The following is a 26,806-nucleotide window of genomic DNA, read 5'->3' as shown; positions in this document are numbered from 1 at the left end:
GTTCCGATGGGCATGGTCATGGTGGCGACGCCGAAAGCGCGCTCAGGCTCGCGCCTGCTGCTACCGGCGCCGCCGCAACCGGCCGAGCGCCCGCGCCCGGGCTCCCTAACCGCGGCTGTAGTACTAGGACGGCCCGGCAGGGCCCACGAGCGCGCGGCAGCGCGCGTCGTCGAGCACGGGGCGCACGCCGCGGTTCGACGGAAAGAGCGCGTTGAGACGCGCTGTGACCGCGGGATCGCCCGTGAAGACGTCGATCTGCCGTCCGACGACCTTGATGCCGCGATCCTCGGCGACGAAGCACCCGTCGTGTCGGCCCCCACCGGGGAGCGGCAGCCCGACGAGCTCGGGCACGAAGAGGGACGTGCCGAGCGGAATGACGCTCGAGTCGACCGCAACCGTGCGCAGCGGCGTGATCGGGCGCCCGGTCGCGCCGCGGCCATACGGGAACCGCCGCGGATCGAGCCGCTCGAAGCAGACCTGCTGGCCGGTGCGCGGGCAGACATCGGCGCACGCGCAGCCGCGTCGCGCGAAGCTCACCGTGTCACCCGAAGCGAGCCGGCCGCTGCCCTGGACGCAGACCTGGTCGTGGAACGCGCGCGGGACGCTCGAGAGCGGCGCGCAGGCAGCGTCGTAAAGGACCGCATCCTTCGGCCCTTCGCCCTCGCTCGGGAAGTCGTAGTAGGTGTTCCGGAACATCCCGGGCGCGAGCCCCGGCACCGCCTGCGGCGCCGCGCGCGCGGGCCGGCCGTGCTCGCGCACGAGGATCACCGGGTCGCCCTGCGCCGAGGCGCCGCCCAGATCGGCCTGCGCCGCGCCGCGCGCCTCGCCCGGCGCGCCGTCGACAGCGGCGCTGGCGCGCCGGTCGCGATCGCCGTCGTCCGGGGAGGGCTCGTGGAGCCAGCCGCCGCCTCCGCGCGCGATCTGCGGCTCGCTCGAGCCGTCGTGGACCCAGTCCGCGCTCCCCTTGGCCGCGCACCCCGCGGGGAGCGCGAGCAGGAGCGCATGGATCCCGCCGAGGACGAGCGCTCGCGCGCGTGCCGCGCTCGTCAAAAGGCGCCTCCGAGCCGGGCGAGCTCCCGGATCGCCGCGGCGGCGACGTCGGCGCGCGCCCAGAACACGGCGGGTGAGCCGGCGCTCTCGGGCGCGGCGCCGGCCGCGATCACCACGGGCGCGGAGTCGCCCGCGCCCGGCTGGCCAAGGCGGCTCGCGACGAGCCGCAGCGGCTCGACCACCAGCGCGAACGCGATGTCCGAGCCGAGCGGCGCCAGCGCGGTCTTCATGGACGGGACCTCGCCGAGGCGCTCTCCCTGGAGCGCGCCGACCACGCTGCGGAGCCCCGCGCCCGGATCGTTGCCGACGGACGCGAAGAGGCCGTCGTCGCGGACCAGGTAGAGCAGCTCGATCGAGGACGGCGGAAGCGACGCTCCCTGCGCGGCGGGCCCGCCCTTTCCGCCCTGCGGCCCCTTGCGCGCCGGCGCCCCTCCCGCGCCAGCGGGCGCGCTCGCCCCGGCGGTCCGCTCGAACCGCACCCGCCGGACGTCGCCGTCGAGCAGCGGAAGCGCCGCCTTGCCCGCGGAGACCCGGAGCCCCTCGCGCTGCAGCGCGGCCTTGAACGGCGGGAGCTCCGCGGTCCCGAGGAGCTCCTGGATGGAGGCCTCGAGCTTGGCCCGGTCGCCCACGGCGGCGCGCACGAACGCCGTGGGACCCGCGCCGTCGAAGCGGAGCCCGCCGGCGAACCAGTCGCCGCGCGCATCCGACGCCGCGCGGATCGCGGCGCCGACCCGCTCCCGCTCCGCGGCCGGGAGGTCGCCCTCGACGAGCCCAGCGAGGGCGTCGACGAGCCTGGGCACGCTCTCGGCGCGCGTCGCGGCCCGATCGCGGACGAGGATCCCGACGAGCGCGTCGGCGGGCAGATCGAGCAGCGGCTTCACGTCGCCGACGGCGAGATCGGCCGACGCCTTCGACGCGGGGCCGCCCCCTGCCTTCGGCGTTCCGGAGACGCGCAGGTGCGCGTTCTCGTCCAGCACCAGCGTGAGGCGCGCTCGCTCGAGATCGCCGAGCATCGCGAGCGCGCCCTCGATCATCGGACCGAGCGGCACCGCGGTGGCGCGCGGCGCGCCGTCGGGCCCGCGCGCCTTGTCCCAGGCGCTCCGGGCCGCCTTGAGCACCGGGCCCTCGAGCGCGGCCCTCGGGATCTCGACCGCGAGATCCTCCTTCGGCACCTGCGCTTGCGGCATCGTCCGCGCGACGTAGGGGCCCAGGGAGATCAGGTCGCCCGGCGTCTCCGCGACGAGCAGGTAGTTGCCAAGGACGCCGAGGGCCACCGGGCTCGCGCCCTGGAGCTGGAGCGGCTCGAGCAGCGCGATCGCGGTCGCCGCGTCGGGCTTCGCGCGGAAGCGCGCCCCCTCGCCTCGCGTGAGCTGGTCGATGAAGCGTCCCCCGTCCTTCACGTGGATGCCGAGCGCGGCCCGCGGGCGCGCCCCGTCCGCGGCCTCCACGGCCGCGCCGAGCACCGGCACCCCGCCGTCGATCTCGGACGCGACGGTGATGGGCAAGCCGAGCAGCGACGCGGCGAGGGCGCCGGCGCTGCTCGGGAGGAGCGCCGCCGAGCCGCCGATGAGGGCGCGCGCCTTGGCCCACGTGGCGTCGGGCGTCGGGAGGAACGCCTCGGCGATGAGCCCCGCCGGCGCGGGCACGGGGCTCAGGGCCGCGGCGCCGGCGTCGGACGGCGCGCCAGGCGATTTGCAGGCCAGCGCGCCCGCGCTCAGGCCGAGGACGATGGCCAGGAGCGCCGCAGCGCCGCGGCGCACGGCAGAGGTCGATCGCGCGATCACGACCCGAACGGTAGCGCCTTCCCGCCGCGGTCGACCACGAACCTGCAAAATCGCCGCGCGCGCCGTGGCAGCTGCCCCCATCACCCCCGCGCTGGTCCCAGGCGGCCTCAGCGGAAAGCTGCGGAGCAGGCGCACCGCTGCGGTAAGCTCCAGCCGATGCCTCGCCCCGGCTACGACAGCGTGGTGCTCATCACCGGCTTCCCCAAGTTCATCGCGCGGAAGATGCTGCAGCACATCCTCGCGTCGGAGCCGCGCACGCTCGTGGTTGCCGTCGTGATCGCGAAGTCGTCGGCGCAGGCCAGCGCGGAGCGGGACGCGCTCCCGGCGGCGGACCGCGAGCGCCTCGTGCTGCTCGAGGGGGACGTCGCGGCGATGGATCTCGGGCTGTCGGGCGCCGAGTTCCGGCAGCTGGCCCGCGAGGTCGACCGGATCCATCACCTCGCGCACGTGGGCCACGCCGGGGCCGACCGGAGCACCGCCCACGCCGTGAACGTCGTCGGGACGGCCGAGGTGATCGAGCTCGCCCGCGCCTGCACCTCGCTCCAGTGCCTCGTCCATCAATCGACCGCGTTCGTCGCGGGGGACCGGACGGGGATGGTGTACGAGGACGATCTCGAGGCCGGCCAGGCGTTCCGCAACCCCGTGGAGGAGACGCGGATGCGCGCGGAGGTGCTCGTGCGGCGGGCGATGCGCCACGTGCCGGCGGCGGTCGTCCGGCCGACCACGGTGGTGGGCGACGCGACGACCGGGGAGATCGACCGGCTCGACGGCCTGTACCTCCTGGTGCTGCTCATCATGGCAGCGCCGGCCGACATGGCGATCCCGATGCCCGGCCGCGGCGACGTGCCGCTCAACATCGTCCCGATCGATCACGTCGTCCGCGCGACGCACGCGATCGGCCTGAACCGCCTCGCGCCGGGTCGCACGCTCCACGTCACCGATCCGCACCCGCTGTCGGCGCGGCGGGTCTTCGATCTCATCGCGCGGGCGAGCGGCCGCCGCGCCGCGCGCGGTCACATCCCGTCGAACCTCGCCAAGGCGCTGCTCCGTACGCCCGGGATCGAGCGCTTCGTCCGCAGCCCGCGCGCGTTCGTCGAGCAGCTGATGACCCCGGTCCGCTACGACGCCAGGAACGCGGATCTCGTGCTCACGGCCGCGGGGATCGCGTGCCCGCCCTTCGAGTCGTACGTCGACGTGCTCGTCGGCGCCGTCCAGGAGCGCGTCCGCGAGCGGCGCGAGCGCCAGGAGATCGAGGTCAGCGCGGACGCCGAGCCCGACATCGAGGATCCGCTGTCGTGAGGGGCGCAGCCCGCCCCGCAGCCCGCGCGGAGATCCCGGAGCGCCGCGCGGCGTCCTGCCGCGCCCCGCGGCGGCGAGCGCCGGCGCGGCCCCTCTCCGCCGCGTCGCGGCGCGCCCTCGCGGCGCTGCTCGCGGCGCTGCTCGCGGCCGAGGCGCTCGGCTGCAGCGCGACGCGCGAGCACGTCGCGCCGCCCGCGCCCGAGGTGGGATCCGCGCCGCCCGCGCCTTCGCCCCCGCCGCGCCCCGCAGAGGCGCCCGCCCCGGAGACAGCCGCGCCGAGCCCCCCGGAGGCCGCGCCGGCGCGCCCGCCAGAGCTGGATCTGCTGCGCCCCGAGGACGGGGCTTACGCCCACTTCTTCGCGGCGCTCCGCGCGCTCGAGCAGGGTCGCCGCCGGGATCACGTGCGCATCGCATGGCTCGGCGACTCGCACGCCGCGGCGGACTTCTGGAGCGGCGCGGTCCGCGCCGCGCTGCAGCGGCGCTTCGGCGACGGCGGGCTCGGCTTCGTGCACCTCGGCTACGCCGCCTACCGCCACAACGGCGCGCGGCTCACGGCCGACGGCAAGTGGCGGACCCGCCCGAAGTCTCCGGGCGGCTCCACGCCGGCCGACGACGGCGTCTTCGGGCTCGGGGGCATCCTCTTCGGCGCGCAGGCGGCCCCGGTGCGCGCGGAGATCTCGCTCACCTCGGCGGCGCCTTCCGCGCGGCTGCTCTGGGACGTGTGCTTCCGCCCGAGCGCGCCGACCGACGAGGTCGCGGTGGCGATCGAGGGCGGACCGAGCGAGGTGCTCCGCGCGGCCGCGGGCGAGGCGCCCGGCGCGCTGCAGCACACGCGGCTGGCGAGCGTGGGCGCGGTGAAGCTCGGCGTCGCGCCCTCGGGCGGGGCCGAGCTCTGCGGGCTGGTCGTCGAGCGCGATCCGGAGGCCGGGGCCGGGGTGGTGCTCGACACGCTCGGCATCAACGGCGCCCGCCTGGCAACGCCGCTCCGGTGGAGCGAGCTCGCCTGGGCCGCCGAGCTCGCGCGGCGCTCGCCGGAGCTCGTCGTGCTCGGGTACGGCACGAACGAGGCGGGCGACGTCACAACGGATCCGTCCCTCTACGCGAAGCAGCTCGCCGAGCTGCTCGCCCGCGCCCGCAGGGTGGAGCCCGACGTCGACTGCCTGGTGCTCGCGCCGACGGACCGGAGGGACACGCCGGAGCGCACGCCCGTCGTCCGAGACGTCCTGCGCGACGCCGCGCGGGAGGGCGGCTGCGCGTTCTGGGACACGTACCAGGCGATGGGCGGGAGGGGCTCGATCGAGGCCTGGTACCGCGAGCGCCCGCCGCGCGCGTCGCGCGACGGCGTCCATCTGACCTTCCGCGGCTACCAGGAGCTCGGCGTGAAGCTCTCGAACGACATCCTGGAGCGCTATCGCCCCTGACGAGCGTCGCCGGCTTTGGGGTCGGTTCGACGCCGACGGCTGGCGGCCGGCCCGGTGGCCTTGCTCGTGCTTTCCGCTGTCTTTGCTCGATCGGCGTGAAGGCTTCTCACGCGCGATGGGCGAAGGGGGCACATGCTTCATGCCGGGGACGTTGCAGGAGGTCGCTTCCGGCTGATCCGGCAGATCGGCGCGGGTGGGATGTCGAGCGTGTGGTGGGCGCGCCATGAGCTCATCGGCCGGGACGTGGCGCTCAAGCTGTCCCCGGCGCTCCGGGACGAGCAGGTCGTCGGGCGCTTCATCCGGGAGGCGAAGATCATCGGCAAGTTCCAGCACCGGAACATCGTCGGCGTCGTCGACGCCGGCGAGCTCCAGGACGAGGGGTACCTGTTCCTGGCCCTGGAGCTCCTGCGGGGCTCGCCGTTCGCTGACCGCCTCCAGCCGAACCGGCCGCTGCCGCCCGAGGAGGTGGTGCCGGTCCTCATCGAGGTGTGCTGCGGGCTCTCGGCCGCCCACGCCGAGGGCGTCGTGCACCGCGACATCAAGCCGGAGAACATCATGATGGCGGCGGTCCCCGGCGAGGGGATCGTGCCGAAGATCGTCGACTTCGGCATCAGCCAGCTCACGGGCGCGGGCGACGCCATCACCATCGACGGACAGCTGCTCGGGACGCCCTCGTACATGAGCCCGGAGCAGGCGCTCGGCAAGCGCACCATCGACGCGCGCGCCGATCTCTGGGCGGTCGGCGTCATGCTCTACGAGGCGCTCAGCGGCGCGCAGCCGTTCACGGGAGGCAACCACCACGCGGTCCTCCGGCGCATCCTCGAGACCGAGCCCGCGCCGCTGCCGAGCTCGATCCCGCCGCGCCTCCGGAAGATCACCGGCCGGTGTCTCGAGAAGGACCCGGCGCGGCGCTACCCGGACGCGGCCTCGCTGCGCGCGGATCTGAAGGCCGCGCTCGACGATCTCGGCGCGAGCGCGCCCGCGCCGATCGTGATCCTCTCGCCGCCGGCCTCTGGCTCGCGGGCCGAGGAGGTGACGCGAGCCCGCGGCGCGCTCGCCGCGCCCCCGAGGCTCGCCGTTCGCGCCCTCGAGCGGCTCTGGACCCGGGCGCCACGGGCGCCTCGATGGCGGGAGGCGACGACGATCGGGCGCACGCAGGGGGCCGCCGCCCCGCAGGGCGCGGCGCGCCGCGCGAGGACGATCCTGGCGATCCGGCTCGCGGGCGCCGCGGCGCTCGCGGCGGCGCTCAGCTCGGCCGCGCTGCGGGAGCAGGCGGACGCGGGGCCCGAGAGCGCGGCGCGCGAGAGCCTCCGCCCCGTGCTGGCCACGGCCTTCGCCGACAGCGGCGCCGCCTGGCGGCGCAGCGCCAGCGCCCCCGAGGCGGCGCGCGGCGACGCGCGGCCACGGGACGCGGCGAGCCGCGGCGGCGCGCCGGGCTCGCCCGAGCGCGCATCGAGGGACCCGGGCAGCGACGACGTCTCGTCGGCCTACGAGGACAAGCCCCCGCGCTGGCAAGCGCCGCGCGGGCCATCTCGACCCCGCATCACGAGCCCCGGGTTCTGATGACCAGCGCCGCACCGATCACCGCTCCTCGCCGACGCCGCTGGCGGCGCGCCGCCGCGCTCGGGCTCGTTTGCTGGGCGCTGCTCTCGCCCTCCTGGCTGCACGCGCAGGACGACAGCGTGACGCGCGCGCTGAGGCTCCAGTTCGCGCAAGGGCTGACGCTCGAGATCGCGGGGCGCTGGGCCGACGCGCTGGAGAGGTTCGAGGCGATCGCCCGCCGGCGGCCGACGGCGAACGTGACGTACCACATCGGCCTCTGTCACGAGCGGCTCGGCCGGCTGCGCACGGCCGAGCGGACGTACAACAACGCGCGAGCGATCGCGGACGCGGACGCGGACGCGCGGAAGGCGTCGCCGGGGGTGCTCGCCGAGATCGACGCGCGCCTCGAGGACCTCGAGGGACGGATGCCGAGGATCGTGCTGAACCTCGCCGGCGCGACCGACGGCGTGACCCTGCTGCTCGACGGCGAGGTGACGAAGCCGTCGCGGGCAATCCGGGTCGATCCGGGCCCCCACGTCGCCGTGGCGCTCCGGCACGGGATCCCCGTCGCCGCGAGCGCCTTCTCGAGCCACGAGCGCCGAACCAGGTTCGTGACGCTGACCGTTCACCCCGGTGCGCTCCGCGTGTCCAGCGTCTCGCGCCCCTGAGCTCGCCGAGCCGGCGCCCCACACCGAGCTCCCCACACCCCAGCGCCTGTGTGTGAGCTGAGGGGGCCCGCGCCCCTCGCTCCGGACATGATCGCGCAGCGGTGGCGCGCCTTGGCGGAGCGCCCTCGCCGCGCGGCCTGCGGCGCGTCGCGGACGTGTGCCCGGCCGCGCGCGCAGCGCCCCCACGCGGGCGAGATCTCGCGAACGCGTGGCATTTCGCCGCACGCGCGGCGCTGGCCCGACCGTCCAGCGCCCGCTTGGATCCCATGCGAGACCCGCCTGACAGGGCGCTCCGGACACGCCCAAACTCGCCGAGTCGTCGGCCGTGAACGCTGGATCCAGCTTCTGACGTCCTGATAGCATGCGAATCCCATGGCGCTCGACAGGCCGCCCGGTGCGGGCTCTGCTTCGCGACTCGGCAACTATGAGCTGCTGAGAGAGCTCTCCGGCGGTGGCATCGGCTCCACGTGGCTGGCGCGAGCGTCCTCCGACGAGGGCGAGGCGAAGAGCGCGCCGCCCGTCACCATCCTGCGCATCTACCGGCACCTCACGAAGAGGGCCGAGACCGCCGACAGCATCCTCCGCGAAGCCGGGATGGCGCAGCAGGTCCGCTTCCCCAACGTGCTCTCGGTGCTCGACGCCCGCATCGCGGACGGCGAGGTCTTCATCGTCTCGGAGTACGTGGAGGGCGAGCCGCTGGGCGCGCTGGTGCCTTTGGCCGGCGCCGAGGGGCTGCCGCCGCCGGTGTCCCTCCGGATCGCGATCGACGTGCTGCGCGCGCTCGCGTCCGCGCACACGGCGCAGCCGGCGCCGCTCGTTCACGGCGAGCTGAACCCGACCCACGTCTCCGTCGGCATCGACGGCGTCACCCGCGTCGGCGGCCTCGGCGTCGCGCGGGCCATCGCCGGGCTCGCGCCCATGGGGACGAGGAACCCCGATCGGCTGGCCTATGCCGCGCCCGAGCGGGTCAAGGCGATGGCAGCGCACGCGGAAGCCCCGCTCGATCCGCGCGCGGATCTCTTCTCGGTCGGCGTGGTCCTCTGGGAGCTGCTCGCGCGGCAGCGGCTGTTCTCGTCGAAGCTGGAGGCCGCGGTCATCCAGAAGGTGCAGTCGGCGCCGATCCCCCAGCTCGCTGGGCTCGCCGGGGGCGCCGTCCCGGCCGAGGTCGTCGATGTCGTCCAGGCGGCGCTCGAGCGCGATCCGGCGCGCCGCTTCGAGAGCGCCTCGGCGATGCTCGCGGCGCTGGAGGCCGCGGGAGCAGGGCGGATCGCCGGGGACGAGGACGTGGCCGCGGCGGTGAGCAGGCTGGCCGGCAAGACGATCGAGCCGCGCAGGACGATGATCGCGGCGGCCATGGCGAGCCCCGCTGGCGCGGACGAGCCGCGACCGCCGCCGCGCGCGCGGGGGATGACGCTGGTGGGCGTGGCGATCCCCGCGGCCGACGGCGCGCTCTCCCCCCGCGGCGACAGCCCGCGTCAGGCGATCACCGCGCCGTCGCCGCGCGCGCGCGGCGCGACGCCTGGCGCGCCGCCGGTGGCCGCGGGCGGCGCGATCGCCGCGAGCCAGGTGCGCCCGACGAGCGGCGCGACGGCGACGAAGGACGCCGCCGCGCCGAAGAACGGCCTGACGGCCAAGCCAGCGGCCGGCGCAGGCGCGTCGAACGGCGCGGGACCTGCGGGCGCCGATGCGGCGCACGCCAGCGTCGACACCGGGTGGGGCTCGGTGGACGAGGTCCCCGCCCGCGACCTGCCCGGGCCGCGGCGTCCCGCACAGACCCTTCCGCGGATCGAGCCGTCGGGCCAGGGGACGGAGGACCGCGCCGCCGGCGGGGCGAGCACCGAGCGCGCCGCAGCGACGGGGGCGGCCACGGCGAAGGAGCAGCCGCCCGCGCGGCCGGCCGCGCCGCGCCCGGGCGATCTGGGCGACCCTGTCGGGGCGGCGCGGGCGACGCCGACGCCGGCCGAAGGGACGGCGCCGAAGCCGCCGACGCCGGCCCTGGGAGGGCCGTCCCCGAGGCCACCTCGCCCGCCGCCGCCGGCTCGCGCGGCGTCGCCGGCGCAGCCCGAGACGCACGGCAAGGTCGCCGCTGCAGCGCCTGCCGCCGTCGTGCCAGCGTTCGCGCCGAGCCCTCCGACGCCTCGGGTACCTGTGCCGCCGCCGGCCGCTGCGACGCGCCGCACACCCGTGGTGCCCGCCATGACGCCGGCGCCACGCGCGGCCGCCACGCCCGCGCCGCCGCTGGCGACGGCCACGAGCCGCGCGCCGGTGACACCGTCGGCGCCCCTCCCGCCCGCTGCACCCGCGCCGGCCGCGTCGGCTGAGCCCTCTCAGCCGCTGCCCCCCGTTGCGCCCGCGTCGGCCACCGCGCCTGCCATCCCTGTCGCAGCGAAGACCCCGCCGCCCCCGCCGGCGGCGGCCGCGCCTCCGGGCGGTGCGCCTGCGGTGGCTGCGACGCAGGAGGGCGCGCGCGGCAACGGTCCGGCATCGACCTCCAGCAGGACGGTCGCCACGCCGACCGGGATGCAGGGCCCGAACAAGCTCTGGGGTCGCGCGGCGTCGGCCGTCGACCAGCTGGGCCCGGGGAGCACCCTCGGCCGCTACGAGATCCTCATGCCGGTCGCCAAGGGCGGCATGGCGGCCGTCTGGGCCGCGCGCCTCCAGGGCACCCGCGGCTTCAGGAAGATCGTCGCCATCAAGACGATGCTTCCCGACGTCTCCGACGACCCCGACTTCGAGTCGATGTTCCTCGACGAGGCGCGGGTCGCGGCGCGGATCCGGCACCCCAACGTGGTCGAGATCCTCGACCTCGGCGAGGAGGACGACGTCCTCTACATCGTGATGGAGTGGGTCGACGGCGAGACGGCCGGCACGCTGCAGAAGGCCGCGAAGCGGCTCGGGGGCATCCCGCAGCGGATCGTGCTCCGCATCGCCTCGCAGATCTGCGCGGGGCTCCACAACGCGCACGAGCTCCGCGACGACAGCGGCGTGCTGCTCGACCTCGTCCACCGGGACATCTCGCCGGCGAACGTGCTCATCTCGACCGCCGGGTTCGTGAAGATCGTCGACTTCGGCGTGGCGAAGTCGAAGGGGCGCCTGCACGTCACGCGCGCTGGCGGCATCGTCAAGGGGAAGACGCCGTACCTCTCGCCGGAGCAGCTCGGCGGGCTCCCCATCGATCGCCGGAGCGACATCTTCTCGCTCGGCGCGCTGCTGTACGTGCTCACGACGGGGCTGCACCCCTTCCGCGCCGAGACCGAGCTCGCGACCATCGAGAACATCACCATCAAGAACCCGCTCCCCCCGCGCGAGCTGAACGGAGCGATCCACCCCGAGCTCGACAGGATCATCCTCAAGGCGCTCGAGAAGGACCCCGAGAGCCGCTTCTCGACGTGCGCGGAGATGCAGCGGGCCATCGATCAGGTCGCGTCGACGCTCGGCGAGCCCACGACCGACGAGGACGTGGCGGCCTTCGTGCGGCAGGCGATCGGCGAGATCCAGTCGAAGCGCGCGCAGGAGCTCCGCGACGCGATCGCGGCCGTCGACGCAGGCGCGGCCGTGAACTCGGAGCGCCGGCCCGGGGCCTCGCTGGAGGGCCACGCTGCGCTGGCCGACGTCGGCGCGGGCTCACGCGAGGGCGCTCCCGCCGCCGCGGCGGGGTCTCCCCCTGCGGCAGCGGCGCCGGCCGGCGCCGGCCCGGCGTCCAGCGGAGCGGCCGCGTCAACGACCGCGGAGAAGGACGAGGAGCCGCCGGTCAGCCTGGAGCCGATCTCGTTCGAAGAGATCGCCGTGCCGGCGCAGCCTGCCGGGGTGCCGCCGCGGCTCATCATCGCGCCCGCCCTGCAGGCCGACGTCGCGCCCGGCGAGCCCGCCGAGCCGGTGAGCCCGCGGCCCACCGCCCGCGAGGGCAAGCCGCTCGGCCCGTCCGCCAAGCGGATCCTCCCGGCGGCCGGCGTGCCCGCCACGAAGGTGCTCGCGCCGGCGGATCCGCCCGCGTCCCGGGCCGCGGCGCTCAGCGAACGCCTCGCGAGGCGCGGCTCGCGGAGCCTCGCCAACGACGTCGGCGAGGTCACGGCGGTCGACCGATCGTTCGAGACCGCGGAGCGGCGCAAGCGGCTCCAGCTGATCGTGGCTGGCGCGGCGATGTTCTGCGTGGCGCTCGGGGCCGTCGCGCTGGTCGTGCGCGGCGGCGACGAGCGCTCGCGTCCGGAGATCGGCAAGGCGCGCGTCGATGCGTTGCCCGCGGCTGCGGCGGCCGACACCACCGCCGCCGCGGCTGCGGCGGAGGCCGTCCCGGCTGCGCCCGTTTCGCCGGCGGAGCCTCAGGCGGCGGAGCCGGCGTCGCCGCCCGCTCCCGAGGCGTCGGCGACGCCTCCCGAGGCGGCGCCGGCGCCCTCGCCGACGCCTCCCGCGGCGGAGCCGGCGCCTTCCCAGACGGCCAAGGCGGCCGCGGCAGCGACGGCGCAGCCCATCGCCGCGCCGCAGGCGTCGCCCCCCCCGTCGACCACGCGCCCCCGGACGACGTCCACGCCGGCGAAGCCTGCGCCCAAGCCGGCAACGACCGGCAAACCCACCCCCAAGAAGAAGTACAACCCATCGGGTATCTGAACACCGTGCGATCTCGACCCTGGCTCCGTGCGCTGCTCTTCGGTGCGGCATCTTGCCTGTGCTTGTGCACGCTCCCCGGGCCCGCAGCCGGCGCGGACGGCGCCGCGGCGACGCCCGCGCCGGACGCGGTGGAGAAGGCGCAGAACCACTTCAAGAAGGGCGCCGCCCTCTACGAGAGCAAGCGCTACGCGCTTGCGCTGGAGCAGTTCCGGGCCTCGTACGCCACCGTGCCGAGCCCGAACTCCCGCCTCTACATCGCGCGTTGCCTCGCGGATCTGGGCGATCACGTCGAGGCGTACCTCGAGTTCGATCAGGTCGCGGCGGAGGCCGCGTCCCGGGCGAAGGACGAGCCGCGCTATGCCCAGACGGAGCAGACCGCGCAGCTGGAGCGCGACGACCTCGCGCGCAAGATCGCCCTCGTCACGGTCACGGTCGCGCACCCGGACGCGGCGACCTCGCTCGCGGTGGCCGGCAAGGACGTCCCGCGCGAGCGCTGGGGCAAGCCGTTCCCGGTCAAGCCCGGCAAGACCGAGATCGTCCTGCGCACCAAGCTCACCTCGACGCCGCAGACCGTCGATCTCTCGGCGGGCGAAGCGAAGACCGTCGCGCTCGACGCCGAGCCGAGCGGCCCGACCGAGGCCGGCTCCGGCACTCCGGCGCTCCTCGACGAGGGCCCGAGCCCGCCCTTCTCGGAAGCGCCCTCGCCGCGCGCGTACCTGCGGCCTTATGCCTACGCCGCTGGCGGCGTGGGTGTCGCGGGGCTCGCGATGTTCACCGTCGCCGGGCTGATGGCGAACAGCACCTACAGCGATCTCACCGAGACCTGCAGGGGCCCCTGTCCCGCCGATCGCCAGGACGACGTCGACGCCGGCAGGACCCAGAAGACGGTCGCGAACATCGGCGTCGTGGTCGGCGCGCTCGGGCTCGTCACGGGCACGACCCTGCTCATCCTGAGCTTCACCGGGGGCGGCGCTGGCGGCTCGCAGAGCGCCACGGCCTCGACGCAGCTGCTCGTCGGCCCCAGCTTCACCGGTCTACGCGGCACATTTTAACGCGCGCGGCGACGCCCGTGATGACGGCGCTCAGGCCGTAGCTGCGCAAAAAGAAACGGGCAGGGTCGCTGCTGCGACCCTGCCCGCTTCATGTCGGATGCGCTCGCGGTTGACGCGGAGCGATCAGCGACCGCCCGGGCCGCCCTTGGCGACCTTGGCCTTCTTGTCCCCGGAGTGACCGTGGAACGTGCGCGTCGGGGCGAACTCACCCAGCTTGTGGCCGACCATGTTCTCCGTCACGAACACGGGAACGAACTTCCTCCCGTTGTGCACGGCGAAGGTCAGGCCGACCGACTCGGGCAGGATCGTCGAGCGGCGCGACCACGTCTTGATCACCTTCTTGGCATTGGTCGCCTGGGCCGCCTGGATCTTCTCCAGCAGGTGACCGTCAATGAAGGGCCCTTTCTTGATGCTCCTCGGCATGACTAACCCTTGGTCCCGCGCCGCCGGACGATCATCCCGTCGGTGCGCTTGTTGTTCCGCGTCTTGAGGCCCTTCGAGAGCTGACCCCACGGCGAGCACGGATGGCGCCCGCCGCTCGTCCGGCCCTCACCACCGCCCATCGGATGATCGACGGGATTCATCGTGACACCGCGGTTGTGCGGCCGGCGCCCGAGCCAGCGCGAACGCCCCGCCTTGCCGAGGCTGATGTTCGCGTGCTCGGAGTTCGACACCTGCCCGATCGTGGCGCGGCAATCGAGGTGCACCTTGCGGATCTCACCGCTCGGGAGGCGGACCTGCGCATAGTCGCCGTCCTTCGCCATGAGCTGCGCAGCCACGCCGGCCGAGCGCACGAGCTGACCGCCCTTGCCCTTCTTGACCTCGACGTTGTGGATCGAGGTGCCGGGCGGGATGAAGCGGAGCGTCAGGCTGTTGCCAGGCTTGATGTCCGCGTTCCGGCTCGCGAGCAGCGTCGCCCCCACCGCGAGGCCGTCGGGCGCCAGGATGTAGCGCTTCTCGCCGTCCACGTAGTGCAGGAGCGCGATGCGCGCCGTCCGGTTCGGGTCGTACTCGATCGCGGCGACCTTCGCCGGGACGCCGATCTTGTCGCGCCGGAAATCGATGATCCGGTAGCGCTGCTTGTGACCACCGCCGCGGAACCGCGACGTGATCCGGCCGTTGTTGTTCCGGCCGCCGGTGGACGTCTGCTGCTCCAGCAGCGACCGCTCGGGCTCGACCTTCGTGATCTCCTTGAAGTCGCTGACCGAGTAGTAACGCCGCGCCGGCGAGGTCGGCTTGAAGGATCTGATTCCCATCGCTATTCCGCCTTCTCGTCGAAGAACTGGATCTCGTCACCCTCCTTGAGGGTGACGATCGCCTTCTTCCAATTGCGCAGCTTCGCGTAGCCGCGCCCCATGCGCTTGTCCTTGCCGCGCATGATCAGCGTGTTGACGTCCACCACGCCCACCTTGAAGAGCGTCTGGATGGCGTCCTTGATCTGGATCTTGTTCGCCTCGCGGCGGACCTCAAAGATGACCTTGTTGCCTTGGTCGCGGAGCCGGCTCGACTTCTCCGTGAGGATGATTGGCCGGCGGATGATCTGCTCGGGCTGCATGTCGGACTCCCCTGACTAGCGAAGGCAACGCGCCTCGAGCGCCTTGGCGGCGTCCCTCGAGACGATGAGGTGGTCGTGCCTGAGGAGGTCGTAGACGTTGACCCCTTCCGGCGGCAGGTACTGGTGGTTCTCCAGGTTGCGGAGGCTCTTCACCAGCTTGTCGTTGCCGGCCGTGTCAACGACCAGCGACTTCCGATCCGCCTGCAGCGTCGTCAGCGTGGCAGCGATCGCCTTGGTCTTGATCTCGGAGACCTCGAGGCTGTCGAGCACGATGAGCCGGCCCTCCTTCGCGAAGAGCGAGAGCGCGCTCTTCAGGGCGCCGATCCGCACCTTGCGCGGGGGACGGTAGGACCAGTCCTTCGGCTCCAGGGCGTGCGCCATGCCGCCGCCCGCGTGGTGCGGCGCGCGGATGGAGCCCTGGCGAGCGCGGCCGGTGCCCTTCTGGCGATAGAGCTTCTTCGTGGAGCCGGCGACCGCGCTCCGCTCCTTGGTGGCCTTGGTGCCCGAGCGGCGGGACGCGAGCTGCGCCTTCACGACCTCGTAGAAGAGGTGCTCCTTCACCTCGGTCCCGAAGACCTCGTCCGAGAGGTCGAGTTCGCCGACCTGCTCCCGCTTGAGGTTGTAAACGGTAACCTTCATGGTACCTGGACTCCTAGCTCTTGATCTCGACGTCGACGCCGGCCGAAAGGTCGAGCTTCATCAGCGCGTCGAGGGTTTGCTGCGTCGGCTCGATGATGTCGAGAAGCCGCTTGTGCGTCCGGATCTCGAACTGCTCGCGCGACTTCTTGTCGACGTGGGGCCCCCGCAGGACCGTGTAACGGCGGATCTCGGTGGGCAGCGGGATGGGCCCCGCGACGTGCGCCCCGGTCCGCTTCGCCGTCTCGACGATATCGCTCGTCGACTTGTCGAGCAGCTGGTGGTCGAAGGCCTTGAGGCGAATCCGGATCTTGGTTGTATCAGGCATGGTGCTCTTCCTACGCGAGGATCTTGGTGACGACGCCGGCGCCCACCGTCTTGCCGCCCTCGCGGATGGCGAAGCGCATCTGCTCCTCCAGCGCGACCGGGGCGATGAGCTCGATCGTCATCGTGATGTTGTCGCCCGGCATCACCATCTTCACCCCCTCGGGGAGGTTCACCGTGCCGGTCACGTCCGTCGTCCGGATGTAGAACTGCGGCCGGTAGTTGGTGAAGAACGGCGTGTGGCGCCCGCCCTCCTCCTTCTTGAGGACGTACACCTCACCGGTGAACTTCGTGTGCGGCGTGATCGACCCGGGCTTCGCAAGCACCTGGCCGCGCTCGATCTCTTCCTTCTCCACGCCGCGGAGCAGACACCCGACGTTGTCGCCCGCCTGCCCCTGATCGAGCAGCTTGCGGAACATCTCGACGCCGGTCACGACCGACTTCTTCGTGTCCTTGAAGCCGATGATCTGCACCTCGTCGCCGACCTTGATCACGCCGCGCTCGATGCGGCCCGTGGCCACCGTGCCGCGGCCCTTGATCGAGAACACGTCCTCGATCGCCATCAGGAACGGCTTGTCGATGTCGCGCACCGGCTCGGGGATGTAGCTGTCCAGCGCGCTGAGCAGCTGCTGGATCGTCTCCTCCCACTTCGGGTCGCCCTGGAGCGCGGGCAGCGACGCGCCGCGGACCACCGGCGCGTTGTCCCCGTCGAACTTGTACTTCGACAGGAGCTCGCGGACCTCCATCTCGACAAGGTCGAGCATCTCCGGGTCGTCCACCGCGTCGCACTTGTTGAGGAACACGACGATGTGGTTCAGGCCGACCTGCCGGGCGAGCAGCACGTGCTCGCGCGTCTGCGGCATCACGCTGTCGAGCGACGACACGACGAGGATCGCCCCGTCCATCTGCGCCGCGCCGGTGATCATGTTCTTGATGTAGTCGGCGTGCCCGGGGCAGTCGACGTGCGCGTAGTGGCGGTTCGCCGACTCGTACTCGACGTGCGCCGCCGCGATGGTCACCGTCTTGGTCTCGTCACGGACCGTCCCGCCCTTCGCGATGTCGGCGTACGAGATCGCCTTCGCCAGGTTGCGCTTCGACTGCACCTTGACGAGCGCCGCGGTGAGCGTGGTCTTGCCGTGGTCGATGTGACCGATGGTGCCCACGTTCACGTGCGGCTTCGTACGAGTGAATTTCTCCTTGGCCATGGCGTCTCTTTAACCTCGCTGCTTGGCGACGATCTCTTCCTGGATCGCTGCTGGAACCGGTGCGTAATGAGAAAACTGCATCGAATGGGTCGCGCGGCCCTGCGTCTTGGAACGGACGTCGGTCGCGTAACCGAACATGGTGGCGAGCGGGACCTCCGCGCGGATCACCCGGGTGTTCGCGCGCTGCCCCATATCGAGGATGCGGCCGCGCCGCGAGTTGAGATCTCCGATGACGTCCCCGAGGTAGTTCTCGGGCGACACGACCTCGACGGCCATCATCGGCTCGAGGAGCACGAGCCCCGCCCTCTTGGCGCCGTCCTGGAAGGCCATCGACGCGGCGACCTCGAACGCGGGCCCGGAGGAGTCGACCTCGTGGTAGCTGCCGAAGTGGAGCCGCACCTTGATGTCGACGACGGGGTAGCCGGCGAGCACGCCGCGGCCCATCGCGTCCCGGATGCCCTTCTCGATCGAGGGGATGAACTCCTTCGGGATGATGCCGCCGACGATGTCGTTCTCGAACACGAAGCCCGCGCCGCGCTCGGCCGGCTCGATGTCGATCCTCACGTGACCGAACTGGCCGTGTCCGCCCGACTGCCGGACGAAGCGCCCCTCCACGTCGGTCGCCTTCTTCGAGATGGTCTCCTTGTAGGCGACCTCGGGCTTGCCGACGTTGGCGTCGACCTTGAACTCGCGCTTCAGGCGGTCGACGATGATCTCGAGGTGGAGCTCGCCCATCCCGGCGATGATCGTCTGGCCCGTGTCCTCGTTCGTGAAGGTGCGGAACGAGGGGTCCTCGTAGGCGAGCTTCTGCAGGCTGAGCCCGAGCTTGTCGAGATCGGCCTTGGTCTTCGGCTCGATGGCGATCGAGATCACGGGGTCGGGGAACTCCATCCGCTCCAGCACGATCGGGTTCTTCTCCTCGCAGAGAGTGTCCCCGGTGCGGGTGTCGCGCATCCCCACGGCAGCGTAGATGTTGCCCGCGTAGCAGACGTCGATCTCCTCGCGCTTGTTCGCGTGCATGCGGAGGATGCGCCCGAAGCGCTCCCGCTTGCCGCGCGTCGAGTTGAGCACGCTGACGCCGCTCTTCGTCGTGCCGGAGTAGACACGGAAGAAGGTGAGGTTGCCGAACTGGTCGTTCATGACCTTGAACGCCAGCGCCGCGAACGGCTCTTCGTCGCTCGCCTTGCGCGAGACGACCTTCTCCTTCTTGTCGGGCAGCGTCCCCTCGACGGCCGGGATGTCGACCGGCGACGGCAGGTAGTTCACAACGCTGTCGAGCAGGAGCTGGACCCCCTTGTTCTTGAACGCAGAGCCGCACAGGACCGGGACCATCTTGAAGCCGAGGGTGCCCGCGCGGATGGCCGCGTGGATCTCCTGCTCGGCGATCTGGTCGATCTCACCGGCGATGAACTTCTCCATCACCTTGTCGCTCGCGTCGGCGCACGCCTCGATGAGCTTCTCGCGGAGCTCCTTGCACCGCGGCAGGAGGTCGGCCGGGATCTCCTGCCAGTCGTAGCGCTGGCCCTTCGTCTCCTCGTCGAACACGGCGGCCCGGAGGGTCACGAGGTCGATCACGCCGCGGAACGAGTCCTCCGCGCCGAGCGGGTAGTGGATCGCCACAGGGTTCGCGCCGAGGCGCTCGCGGATGGAGTCGACGCACATGTCGAAGTCGGCGCCGACCTTGTCCATCTTGTTGATGAACGCGATGCGCGGGACGCCGTACTTGTCCGCCTGCCGCCACACCGTCTCGCTCTGCGGCTCGACGCCGTTGCCGCCGTCGAACACCGCCACCGCGCCGTCGAGCACGCGGAGGCTCCGCTCGACCTCGATGGTGAAGTCGACGTGACCGGGCGTGTCGATGATGTTGATCCGGTGAGAGACGCCCTTCTCGGGGCCCTGCTCCGGCGCCCAGAAGCAGTTCGTCGCGGCGGACGTGATCGTGATGCCGCGCTCCTGCTCCTGGACCATCCAGTCCATCGTGGCTGCGCCCTCGTGGACCTCGCCGATCTTGTAGTTGACACCCGAGTAATAAAGGATGCGCTCGGTGACCGTGGTCTTGCCCGCATCGATGTGGGCCATGATCCCGATGTTGCGCGTCCGTTCCAGGCTGTACTCGCGTGCCACTTTTCCTTCTCCGTCGTGTGATGCGTGGGGTGAGGTTTCCGGACTCAGGATGCAAAACACCCTCTCCAGCCCGGCCCGCCGCTGTTGTGGCGGGCACTTGAACCTGGAGAGGGTGTCGGGGTACAGCAGCAGCTTTTCTAGGTCCCGCGAGGGCGAGCGCTGTCGCGCTCCCTCGAGAGGACCGGCTCTGTAACCCGATCCTTATGTCAGCCGTGCCATCTCGCTCTACGCGTCTCCTCGCCTGGGGATGGGACCTGAAATGACGAACCAGCGCAGATCCGGGATCTGCGCTGGCCTCGCTGACCTACCAGCGATAGTGGGCGAACGCCTTGTTGGCCTCCGCCATCTTGTGCGTGTCGTCGCGCTTCTTGACCGCGTTGCCACGGTTCTGCGCCGCGTCGACGAGCTCGGCGGCGAGCCGCTCGCGCATCGTCTTCTCGCCGCGGCCGCGCGAGTAGGTCACGAGCCAACGCATCGCCAGCGCGACGCGACGCTCGGGGCGAACCTCGACGGGGACCTGGTAGGTCGCGCCGCCGACGCGCCGGCTCTTCACCTCGAGCTTCGGCTTCACGTTGTCGAGCGCCTTGCGGAAGACGTCGATCGGCTCCTCCTTGAACCGGTCGCGCACGATGTCGAACGCGCCGTAGAGGATCCCCTCGGCAGTCGCCTTCTTGCCCGACTGCATCAGGGAGTTCGTGAACTTGGCGACGAGCTTGTCCTTGTACTTCGGGTCCGGAATGATCTTCCGCTTCGGGACTTCGCGACGACGGGGCATCTTCGTTCCTCTGCTGGCTTTCGCGCGGTCAGGCCGTCACGCCTTCGGGCGCTTCACGCCGTACTTCGAGCGCTTGCGGTTGCGGGTCGCTTTGTTGGTGGAGCTAGGCCCGGCAGCGCCGGACGCGTCGAGCGTTCCGCGGACGACGTGGTAGCGCACGCCCGGCAGGTCCTTGACACGGCCGCCACGGATGAGGACGACCGAGTGCTCCTGCAGGTTGTGGCCTTCGCCCGGGATGTAGCTCGTCACTTCCATCTGGTTGCTCAACCTGACGCGGCAGACCTTGCGGAGCGCAGAGTTGGGCTTCTTCGGCGTCGTGGTGTAAACACGTACGCACACGCCTCGCCGCTGCGGGCAGGACTTGAGCGCAGGAGAGGCCGTCTTGTAACGAGCGGCCTCGCGGCCTTGGCGGATGAGCTGGCTGATGGTCGGCATAGTGACGCGGATTTCCACCTGAGGGATGGGGACGCGCAGGATACCCAGGAGGCGACCCATGTCAAGCGGGACGACACCCGTTCGTGTTGGATACGCCAGCGAGCCGTTCGTTCGCGTCGATCCCGTGCGTCGCGCCCGCCGCGTCGGTCGCGCCGTTCACGTCGCTGGCGCCGTTCACGTCGCTGGCGTTGTTCACGTCGCTGGCGTCGGTCGCGTCGGTCTCGTCCGTTGCGCTGGCCGAGGCGCGGCATCGTTCGTGTCGGGCGCGTCGGTCCCGCCGCGCCTGCGGAGGCCGTGTTCTGCGCGTCCCGGCCCCGCGCGAAGGGCTCGTGGGCGCGGCGCGCGGCGGGGGCCGTCCGTGCGCGTCTCGTTCGACGGGGCGCTCGGCGTGCGACCGCGGCTCCCGGGACGCGCGGGAGCCTGCGCCCGCCGCACGAGTCGGACGCCGGCACGCGCCGCGGGCCCTTGGCGGCCCGCCTGCTGTTCGGTACGGTCGCTGCGTGGCGAAGAAGCTTTCACGCGCCCAGCGTAAAGAAAGCCGGCGCAAGGCGCCGCAGAGCAGCGCTGCGTCGAGGCCGGCGTCCGAGGTGGACACGGGGCCCTCGTCGCGCGGCGATCAGGGCGGCAGCGCGACAGCGCGAGGCCCCTCGGTAGCGCGCGTCGATCCGACGGCGAGCCGAAGCGGCGACGACCCGCGCGGCGCGCGCACACGCGGCGCCGCTGCGCCGAGCAGCGCGGAGCCCGCGCGGGCGCGCGACGCCGGCGATCGATCCCATCGGAGAGGCGGAGTCGAGGCGCAGCCCGCGCGAGCGCGCGGCGGAAGTGCACAGACGAAGCCAAAGCGAGATCGCGCGCTCCTGGTGTTCCTGGGCCTCGTGGCGCTCGCCGCGGTGATCGTGTTCGCCGCGCAGTCCCCCCGCGCCCCAGAGCGCGCCGCGCCGGAGCCCGCGAGAGCCGCTCCGGCAAAGACCCACGCCGCGGAGCCGTCCACCGCGTCCCCCGCCGCGCCGACGGCGACCGACGAGCTGCCGGCTCCACCTCCGGTCGACTCGTCGCCGCCGACGATCGTCACCGCCGAACCGCCCGCAGCGGAGACGGCGCGCGCTGCAACCCCGCAGGGTGCTGCAGCCGGCGCCTCACCAAAGGGGACAGCTGCCAGCGCTTCTCCATCAGGAGCAGCCACAGGAGCAGCCACAGCCGCCCCGCCGAAGAAGCGCACCAGCGCACCGAAGCCGGCCGCCGCCCCGCCCGTGACGACACCGACAGCGGGGGCGACGCCGGCAGCAGGGGCGACGCCGGCAGCGGGGGCGCCGACAGCGGAGGCGGCGCCTCCGCCGGAGCCCGCGCAAAAGCCCGCCGAGCTTCCACACGAGTGATCGCAACCGCCGTGATGAAAGGACGCCCGAGATGCTTCGCTTGAATGCTTCGCCCGACGCCGCTCGAACGCCGGGCCGCTCGCCGCGCTCCCGCGCGCGGGCGCTCGCCCTGCCGCTCGGCGTCGCGCTGTCCGGCCTCCTCGCCGCGGAGACGGCGGGCGCGCAGCCGGCGCCGCAACCCGCTCCGCCGGCTGCCTCCGCGCTGCCCGCTGCCTCGGCGCCGCCGGCTGCCTCCGCGCCGCCCGCTGCCTCCGTGCCGCCCGCTGCCTCGGCGCCGCCGTACCCGGCGGTCCCCTACCCGGCGCCGCCGCAGGAGGCCCCGCGGGCTCCGCCAGGGGCCTCGCCGGGCTATCCGCCGCCTGGTCCCCCGGGCGGCTACGCTCCGTACGGCGGCGCTTACCCTCCGCTCCCGCCGGGCTACCCGGTGGCCCCGGCGGAGATCCCGCCTGCTCCGCCCCCGGTTCCCCTGCGCCGGAAGAGCCCGGGCCTCATGCTGGGCGGCATCGCGCTCACCGCCGGCGGCACGATCGCGTTCTTCACCGGGACGGGCCTGCTCGCGTCGGCGAGCAACCGATACGAGATCTACTGCGATTTCGGTGGCTTCACAGGCATCTGCGAGACGCGCTCCGACGGGCGCCGCCAGCTCGCCGGCGCGCTCGTCTCCGTGGCGGGCGGCATCATGATCGCCGTGGGCATCCCGCTCTGGGTCATGGGCGGGAAGAAGGTGCCGGTCAGCGACGCGACGCCCAAGGCGTCGGCCCAGACCACGCTCTCGCTCGGCCCCGGCTCCGCCGCGCTGCAGACGCAGTTCTGAAGGGCTCCCCTCGCCCGATCCTCCCCTCCCCGCGCGCGGGGTCGCGGGGAGGCCTCTACCGCTCCTGCGCGTCGTCGCTCAGGGCAGACCCTTCTTCTTCTTGGCGCCCTTGCGGTGGCGCGGCCCGCCGTCGTCCGTGGCCGCGGGCATGCGGAGGATGTGGAAGCGCCCGCCGCCGCGCGCCAGCGGATCGCCGAGCTTCACCCGCTCGCGCGCGAGCTCGATGAAGCGGTGCTGCGACCGCAGCTGGGGGGCGCCGGCGGGCTGCTGGAGCTTGTGGTAGCTGCCGTCGCTCGCGAGCTCCCAGGTCTTCGCCGTGTCGGACATCACGGTGTTCAGCATGTCCTCCACGCGCGCGCGGGTGGCGGGCTCGATGATCGGGATCATCAGCTCGACGCGGCGATGGAAGTTGCGCGGCATCCAGTCGGCGCTCGACATGTAGATCTCCTCGCTGCCGCCGTTCGCGAACCGGAACAGGCGCTTGTGCTCGAGGAAGCGATCGATGATCGCGCGCACCTGGATCCGCTCCGACAGGCCCGGGATCCCCGGCCGGAGGCAGCAGATGCCGCGCACGGCGAGCTTGATGTCGACCCCGGCCTGCGACGCCGAGTAGAGCGCGTCGATGACGTCGACGTCCACGAGCGCGTTCATCTGCGCCACGATCTCCGCCTTGCGCCCGGCCCGCGCGTGGGCCTCCTCGCGCGCGATGAGGCCCAGCACCGCCTCGTGCAGGCCGAGCGGCGCCACGAGGAGGCGGTTCCACTTGGGCGGCGCGCTGTAGCCGGTCAGCAGGTTGAAGAGCGACGTCATGTCCTCGCCGATCTCCCGGTTCGCCGTGAACAGGCCGATGTCGGTGTAGAGCCGCGCGGTCTGCGGGTTGTAGTTGCCCGTCGACAGGTGCACGTAGCGGCGCAGCTTGTCCTTCTCGCGCCGCACCACGAGCAGCGCCTTCGCGTGCGTCTTCAGCCCGAGCAGGCCGTAGATCACCTGCACGCCGCTCTGCTCGAGCGTCCTCGCCCACTGGATGTTGCTCGCCTCGTCGAACCGCGCCTTCAGCTCGACGATCGCCGTCACCTGCTTGCCGCTCTCGGCCGCGCGCGCGAGCGCCTTCAGGATCGGCGAGTCGCCGCCGGTCCGGTAGAGCGTCTGCTTGATCGCGAGCACGTTCGGGTCGTCGGCGGCGCGGGAGACGAACTCCGCGACCGGATCGAACGACTCGTAGGGGTGGTGCAGGAGCACGTCCTGCTCCCGGATGACGGCGAAGACGTCCTCGACGTCCCGGAAGAGCGGCGGGACCTGCGGCGCGAACGGCTCGTCCCGGTACTCGCGGCGCTCGTCGTCCGCGACGATGCCCATGAGGTCGGCGATGTGGAGCGGCCCAGGCACCCGGTAGACGGCGTGCGACGCGTCGACCTTGAGCGCGCGGCAGAGCCGCTGGACCGAGGTGCCGGCGCCCTCGCCGAAGCCGATCTCCAGGCGCACGGCGTTGCCGCGATCGCGCCGGCGGAGCTCGGCCTGGATCGTCTCGAGCAGATCCTCGCCTTCCTCCTCGTCGATCTCGAGGTCCCAGTTCCGGGTGACGCGAAAGGGGTACGTGCCGCGCAGCCTGCCCGAGGGGAAGAAATCCTTCACGTGCCGGGCGATCACGTCCTCGAGCAGGACGAAGGCGCGCGTCGCGCCCTCCACGCGGACCCGCATCAGCCGGCTCAGCCCCGGCGGCACCTGGATGACCGCGAAGCCGGGCTCCTGCGCTTCATGCTCCCGCGAGAACATGATCCCGAGGTTGATCATCTTGTTGCGCAGGTGCGGGAACGGGTGCCCCGGATCGATCGCGATCGGCGTGAGGATCGGGAAGATGTCCGTGCGGAACCGCTCGTCGAGCGCGCCGAGCTCGGTCGCGTCGAGCTCATCGGGCCGGACGATCACGATGCCGGCGCGCTGGAGCGCCGGGATCAGATCCGAGTGCCACAGCTGGTAGGCATCATCGACGAGCGCGTGGACCCGCGCGCTGATCGCCACGAGCTGCTCGTGGGGCGTGAGCCCGTCCGGCGGGACCTCGGCGATCGTGCGCTGCGTCTGCGCCTGGAGGCCGGCGACGCGCACCATGAAGAACTCGTCGAGGTTGGAGAAGAAGATGCTCAGGAACTTGAGGCGCTCGAACAGCGGCACCTCGTGCGACCTGGCCTCCGCCAGCACCCGCGCGTTGAACTCGAGCCACGAGAGCTCGCGGTTCAGGTAGTGCGCCGGGTCCCCCTCGATCGGGATCGCCCCCGGGGCGGCCGATATCGACACCGGGCCGCTGGACGGAGCGGAGCTCCCCCCGGACCGCGCGCTGGAGGGGCCGCTCGGGCGCGGCGCAGGCCCGGCGACCCGAGCTGAATCCACGTCGTCTTCTGAGTCGGGAGCGAGGGCGCTATCTGGGGTGGACGGCGGGTCAACCATGATCGAAGCTCCGATTTTGCCGTACGTCTGATAGGGTTCAACTATGGAGTTTTGGCGACATCCTGGCGACCTCAGGGTGGCGTGCGACCGGGCTCGTGCGGGAGGGAGCCGCGTCGGCCTCGTCCCGACGATGGGAGCGCTCCACGCAGGCCACCTCGCCTTGATCACGGAGGCGCGGCGGAGGTCGGACTTCGTGGCCGTGACCCTCTTCGTCAACCCGACCCAGTTCGGCGCGGGGGAAGACCTGGCGCGCTACCCGCGGACGCTCGAGCGAGACCTCGCCGCCTGCGCGGAGGCCGGCGCCGACGGCGTGTTCGCGCCGGACGTCGCGGCGATGTACCCGCCCGGCGAGGAGACGCGCGTGCGCGTCGGCGCGACCGCGGGCCCGCTCTGCGGCGTCCATCGACCCGTGCACTTCGAGGGCGTCGCCACCGTTGTGACGAAGCTGCTCTCGCTCGCTGGCCCGTGCGTCGCCGTCTTCGGCCGGAAGGACTACCAGCAGCTCCAGGTCATCCGGCGGCTCGTCGCCGACCTGTTCCTGCCCGTCGAGATCGTCGGGGCCACGACGGTGCGCGAGCCGGACGGCCTCGCGATGTCGTCGCGGAACGCCTACCTCTCTCCCGAGCAGCGGCGCGCGGCGCGCGCCATCCCGCTCGCCCTCGCCGGCGCGTGCCGCGCCTTCGCCCGCGGCGAGCGGCGCGCCGCGGCGCTCCTCGATCCCGCGCGCGCGCGCCTCGCGGCCGCCGCGACGAGCGTCGATTACGTGGACCTCGCCGATCCCGAGTCCCTGGCGATCTGGAGCGGCTCCGCGGCGATCGGCGATCGGGCGCTGCTGGCGGTCGCCGTCCGCGTCGGGACGACGCGGCTCATCGACAACGTCGTGCTCGGGGAGGACGCGCCGCCCGTCGCGGAGTCGAGCGAGGAGGCGAGCTAGATGCCGAAGACGAGAGGTGGGCAAGAGAGCCCCGCGTCGCGCCCGGCGGGGGAGGCCGGCCGTGGCGTCTTCGTGGTGTTCGAGGGCATCGACGGCGCCGGCACGAGCACGCAGGCCGAGCGCTACGCGGCGCACCTCAGGGCGGCGCGGCGCATGGTGCACGTCACCCGAGAGCCGAGCGCCGGGCCGGTGGGCGCGCTGCTCCGGCAGGTCCTGACCCACCGCATCTCGCTCCCCGGCGCCCGCCAGGCGGAGATCATGGCGCTCCTCTTCTCGGCCGATCGCCTCGATCACCTTGGCGCCGAGGTCGAGCCGCTCCTCCGCGACGGGTACGTCGTGATCTCGGATCGCTACGACCTGTCGAGCCTGGCCTACCAGTCCACGACGGCGGGCGAGGACGGGGCGGGCTCCGGGGCGATCGTCGAATGGATCCGTGAGCTCAACCGCCACGCCCTGAGGCCCGACGTCACGGTGGTGATCGACGTGGCGCCCGAGATCGCCGAGAAGCGCCGCCGCGGCCGCGGGGGGGCGGAGGAGCTGTTCGAGAAGACCGAGCTGCAGGCGCGGCTCGCGGAGGCGTACCGCCGGGCGGAGGAGCTCGTCCCGGGGGACAGGGTCATCCATATCGACGGGGATGGCGCGGTCGACGAGGTCGCCCGGGCGATCACGGCGGCGCTCTCGGCCGTCGTGGAGCGGTGAGCCAGAGCCTCCGCTCGAACATCGGAGTCGAGCTGCCGAGGGCGCAAGGTCCCTGAGCCTCCCCGC

Annotated in this window: 22 protein-coding genes; 9 read left to right on the top strand and 13 right to left on the bottom strand. The window is 72.7% G+C overall.

Features of this window, described 5'->3' with window-relative positions; all coding sequences use genetic code 11:
* Positions 1–123 precede the first annotated feature (123 nt).
* Both WME97_RS04465 and WME97_RS04460 read right to left on the bottom strand, forming a co-directional pair.
* Positions 124–1,050 (bottom strand): 3D domain-containing protein, encoded by a 927-nt coding sequence (locus WME97_RS04465; RefSeq protein ID WP_437549715.1) that lies wholly within the window; start codon positions 1,048–1,050, stop codon positions 124–126.
* Positions 1,047–2,834, bottom strand: a complete 1,788-nt coding sequence (locus tag WME97_RS04460) for a hypothetical protein (protein WP_437549714.1) — start codon at positions 2,832–2,834, stop codon at positions 1,047–1,049. Before WME97_RS04460 ends, WME97_RS04465 begins: the two co-directional genes overlap by 4 nt.
* 156 nt (positions 2,835–2,990) lie before the next feature.
* Between WME97_RS04460 and WME97_RS04455 the strand changes: the two genes are divergently transcribed.
* The 6 genes from WME97_RS04455 to WME97_RS04430 all read left to right on the top strand — a co-directional run bounded on the left by WME97_RS04455 (position 2,991) and on the right by WME97_RS04430 (position 13,421).
* Positions 2,991–4,133: an SDR family oxidoreductase gene (locus WME97_RS04455; protein WP_437549713.1), complete on the top strand. Its 1,143-nt coding sequence runs from the start codon at positions 2,991–2,993 to the stop codon at positions 4,131–4,133.
* Positions 4,130–5,554 (top strand): GDSL-type esterase/lipase family protein, encoded by a 1,425-nt coding sequence (locus WME97_RS04450; protein ID WP_437549712.1) that lies wholly within the window; start codon positions 4,130–4,132, stop codon positions 5,552–5,554. Before WME97_RS04455 ends, WME97_RS04450 begins: the two co-directional genes overlap by 4 nt.
* Positions 5,555–5,686: 132 nt before the next feature.
* Positions 5,687–7,117 carry a serine/threonine-protein kinase gene (locus tag WME97_RS04445; protein ID WP_437549711.1) on the top strand — a complete coding sequence of 477 codons (1,431 nt, stop codon included), beginning with the start codon at positions 5,687–5,689 and terminating at the stop codon, positions 7,115–7,117.
* Positions 7,117–7,764 (top strand): tetratricopeptide repeat protein, encoded by a 648-nt coding sequence (locus WME97_RS04440; protein ID WP_437549710.1) that lies wholly within the window; start codon positions 7,117–7,119, stop codon positions 7,762–7,764. The genes WME97_RS04445 and WME97_RS04440 overlap by 1 nt, the downstream gene beginning before the upstream one ends.
* A 372-nt stretch (positions 7,765–8,136) precedes the next feature.
* On the top strand, positions 8,137–12,369 hold the full coding sequence (locus WME97_RS04435; protein WP_437549709.1) for a protein kinase domain-containing protein: 4,233 nt from the start codon (positions 8,137–8,139) through the stop codon (positions 12,367–12,369).
* Between the two features lie 5 nt (positions 12,370–12,374).
* Positions 12,375–13,421 carry a tetratricopeptide repeat protein gene (locus WME97_RS04430; protein ID WP_437549708.1) on the top strand — a complete coding sequence of 349 codons (1,047 nt, stop codon included), beginning with the start codon at positions 12,375–12,377 and terminating at the stop codon, positions 13,419–13,421.
* Positions 13,422–13,544: 123 nt separating this feature from the next.
* Here WME97_RS04430 and rpsS read toward each other — a convergent pair whose 3' ends face one another.
* The 10 genes from rpsS to WME97_RS04380 form a co-directional block, all read right to left on the bottom strand.
* The gene (rpsS, locus tag WME97_RS04425; RefSeq protein ID WP_012233480.1) at positions 13,545–13,844 is read right to left on the bottom strand and encodes a 30S ribosomal protein S19; all 300 of its coding nucleotides are present in this window, start codon (positions 13,842–13,844) and stop codon (positions 13,545–13,547) included.
* 2 nt (positions 13,845–13,846) lie between these two features.
* The gene (gene rplB / locus WME97_RS04420) at positions 13,847–14,677 is read right to left on the bottom strand and encodes a 50S ribosomal protein L2 (protein WP_437279857.1); all 831 of its coding nucleotides are present in this window, start codon (positions 14,675–14,677) and stop codon (positions 13,847–13,849) included.
* A gap of 2 nt (positions 14,678–14,679) precedes the next feature.
* The gene (locus WME97_RS04415) at positions 14,680–14,976 is read right to left on the bottom strand and encodes a 50S ribosomal protein L23 (RefSeq protein ID WP_012233478.1); all 297 of its coding nucleotides are present in this window, start codon (positions 14,974–14,976) and stop codon (positions 14,680–14,682) included.
* A 15-nt stretch (positions 14,977–14,991) separates the two neighbouring features.
* A complete protein-coding gene (gene rplD / locus WME97_RS04410) occupies positions 14,992–15,615 on the bottom strand; it encodes a 50S ribosomal protein L4 (RefSeq protein ID WP_012233477.1) in 624 nt (207 codons plus the stop codon).
* Between the two features lie 13 nt (positions 15,616–15,628).
* A complete protein-coding gene (gene rpsJ / locus WME97_RS04405) occupies positions 15,629–15,940 on the bottom strand; it encodes a 30S ribosomal protein S10 (RefSeq protein WP_272100105.1) in 312 nt (103 codons plus the stop codon).
* Between the two features lie 10 nt (positions 15,941–15,950).
* Positions 15,951–17,141, bottom strand: coding sequence for an elongation factor Tu (gene tuf / locus WME97_RS04400; protein WP_012233037.1), 1,191 nt, complete (start codon positions 17,139–17,141; stop codon positions 15,951–15,953).
* Between the two features lie 9 nt (positions 17,142–17,150).
* Positions 17,151–19,265 carry an elongation factor G gene (gene fusA / locus WME97_RS04395; protein ID WP_437549707.1) on the bottom strand — a complete coding sequence of 705 codons (2,115 nt, stop codon included), beginning with the start codon at positions 19,263–19,265 and terminating at the stop codon, positions 17,151–17,153.
* 304 nt (positions 19,266–19,569) lie between these two features.
* Positions 19,570–20,040, bottom strand: coding sequence for a 30S ribosomal protein S7 (gene rpsG / locus WME97_RS04390; RefSeq protein ID WP_012233474.1), 471 nt, complete (start codon positions 20,038–20,040; stop codon positions 19,570–19,572).
* Positions 20,041–20,076: 36 nt separating this feature from the next.
* Positions 20,077–20,475, bottom strand: coding sequence for a 30S ribosomal protein S12 (gene rpsL / locus WME97_RS04385; protein ID WP_012233473.1), 399 nt, complete (start codon positions 20,473–20,475; stop codon positions 20,077–20,079).
* Positions 20,476–20,536: 61 nt separating this feature from the next.
* The gene (locus WME97_RS04380; RefSeq protein ID WP_437549706.1) at positions 20,537–20,671 is read right to left on the bottom strand and encodes a hypothetical protein; all 135 of its coding nucleotides are present in this window, start codon (positions 20,669–20,671) and stop codon (positions 20,537–20,539) included.
* Positions 20,672–21,882: 1,211 nt separating this feature from the next.
* Here WME97_RS04380 and WME97_RS04375 point away from each other — a divergent pair.
* Entirely contained in the window at positions 21,883–22,665 is a 783-nt protein-coding gene (locus tag WME97_RS04375; protein ID WP_437549705.1) for a hypothetical protein, read from the top strand.
* Between the two features lie 78 nt (positions 22,666–22,743).
* Here WME97_RS04375 and ppk1 read toward each other — a convergent pair whose 3' ends face one another.
* Entirely contained in the window at positions 22,744–24,957 is a 2,214-nt protein-coding gene (gene ppk1, locus WME97_RS04370; protein WP_437549704.1) for a polyphosphate kinase 1, read from the bottom strand.
* A gap of 193 nt (positions 24,958–25,150) precedes the next feature.
* Between ppk1 and panC the strand changes: the two genes are divergently transcribed.
* Complete coding sequence (gene panC, locus WME97_RS04365; RefSeq protein WP_437549703.1) at positions 25,151–26,041, top strand: pantoate--beta-alanine ligase; 891 nt, start codon at positions 25,151–25,153, stop codon at positions 26,039–26,041.
* Positions 26,042–26,740, top strand: coding sequence for a dTMP kinase (gene tmk / locus WME97_RS04360; RefSeq protein ID WP_437549702.1), 699 nt, complete (start codon positions 26,042–26,044; stop codon positions 26,738–26,740). It begins immediately after the preceding gene.
* Positions 26,741–26,806: the final 66 nt, after the last annotated feature.

The sequence above is a fragment of the Sorangium sp. So ce367 genome (genome assembly GCF_051520455.1).
Classification (GTDB): Bacteria; Myxococcota_A; Polyangia; order Polyangiales; family Polyangiaceae; genus Sorangium; species Sorangium cellulosum_B.
This window is presented reverse-complemented; position numbering and strand designations above follow the sequence as displayed.

Bases quoted from the DNA above. Each gene is read 5' to 3' on its own strand.
- rplB (WP_437279857.1), bottom strand. From the start codon at position 14,677: ATGGGAATCAGATCCTTCAAGCCGACCTCGCCGGCGCGGCGTTACTAC.
- rpsL (WP_012233473.1), bottom strand. From the start codon at position 20,475: ATGCCGACCATCAGCCAGCTCATCCGCCAAGGCCGCGAGGCCGCTCGT.
- WME97_RS04455 (WP_437549713.1), top strand. From the start codon at position 2,991: ATGCCTCGCCCCGGCTACGACAGCGTGGTGCTCATCACCGGCTTCCCC.
- panC (WP_437549703.1), top strand. From the start codon at position 25,151: ATGGAGTTTTGGCGACATCCTGGCGACCTCAGGGTGGCGTGCGACCGG.
- rpsS (WP_012233480.1), bottom strand. From the start codon at position 13,844: ATGCCGAGGAGCATCAAGAAAGGGCCCTTCATTGACGGTCACCTGCTG.
- rpsJ (WP_272100105.1), bottom strand. From the start codon at position 15,940: ATGCCTGATACAACCAAGATCCGGATTCGCCTCAAGGCCTTCGACCAC.
- WME97_RS04445 (WP_437549711.1), top strand. From the start codon at position 5,687: ATGCTTCATGCCGGGGACGTTGCAGGAGGTCGCTTCCGGCTGATCCGG.
- rplD (WP_012233477.1), bottom strand. From the start codon at position 15,615: ATGAAGGTTACCGTTTACAACCTCAAGCGGGAGCAGGTCGGCGAACTC.
- rpsG (WP_012233474.1), bottom strand. From the start codon at position 20,040: ATGCCCCGTCGTCGCGAAGTCCCGAAGCGGAAGATCATTCCGGACCCG.
- tuf (WP_012233037.1), bottom strand. From the start codon at position 17,141: ATGGCCAAGGAGAAATTCACTCGTACGAAGCCGCACGTGAACGTGGGC.
- WME97_RS04435 (WP_437549709.1), top strand. From the start codon at position 8,137: ATGGCGCTCGACAGGCCGCCCGGTGCGGGCTCTGCTTCGCGACTCGGC.
- WME97_RS04440 (WP_437549710.1), top strand. From the start codon at position 7,117: ATGACCAGCGCCGCACCGATCACCGCTCCTCGCCGACGCCGCTGGCGG.
- WME97_RS04415 (WP_012233478.1), bottom strand. From the start codon at position 14,976: ATGCAGCCCGAGCAGATCATCCGCCGGCCAATCATCCTCACGGAGAAG.
- tmk (WP_437549702.1), top strand. From the start codon at position 26,042: ATGCCGAAGACGAGAGGTGGGCAAGAGAGCCCCGCGTCGCGCCCGGCG.
- WME97_RS04375 (WP_437549705.1), top strand. From the start codon at position 21,883: ATGCTTCGCTTGAATGCTTCGCCCGACGCCGCTCGAACGCCGGGCCGC.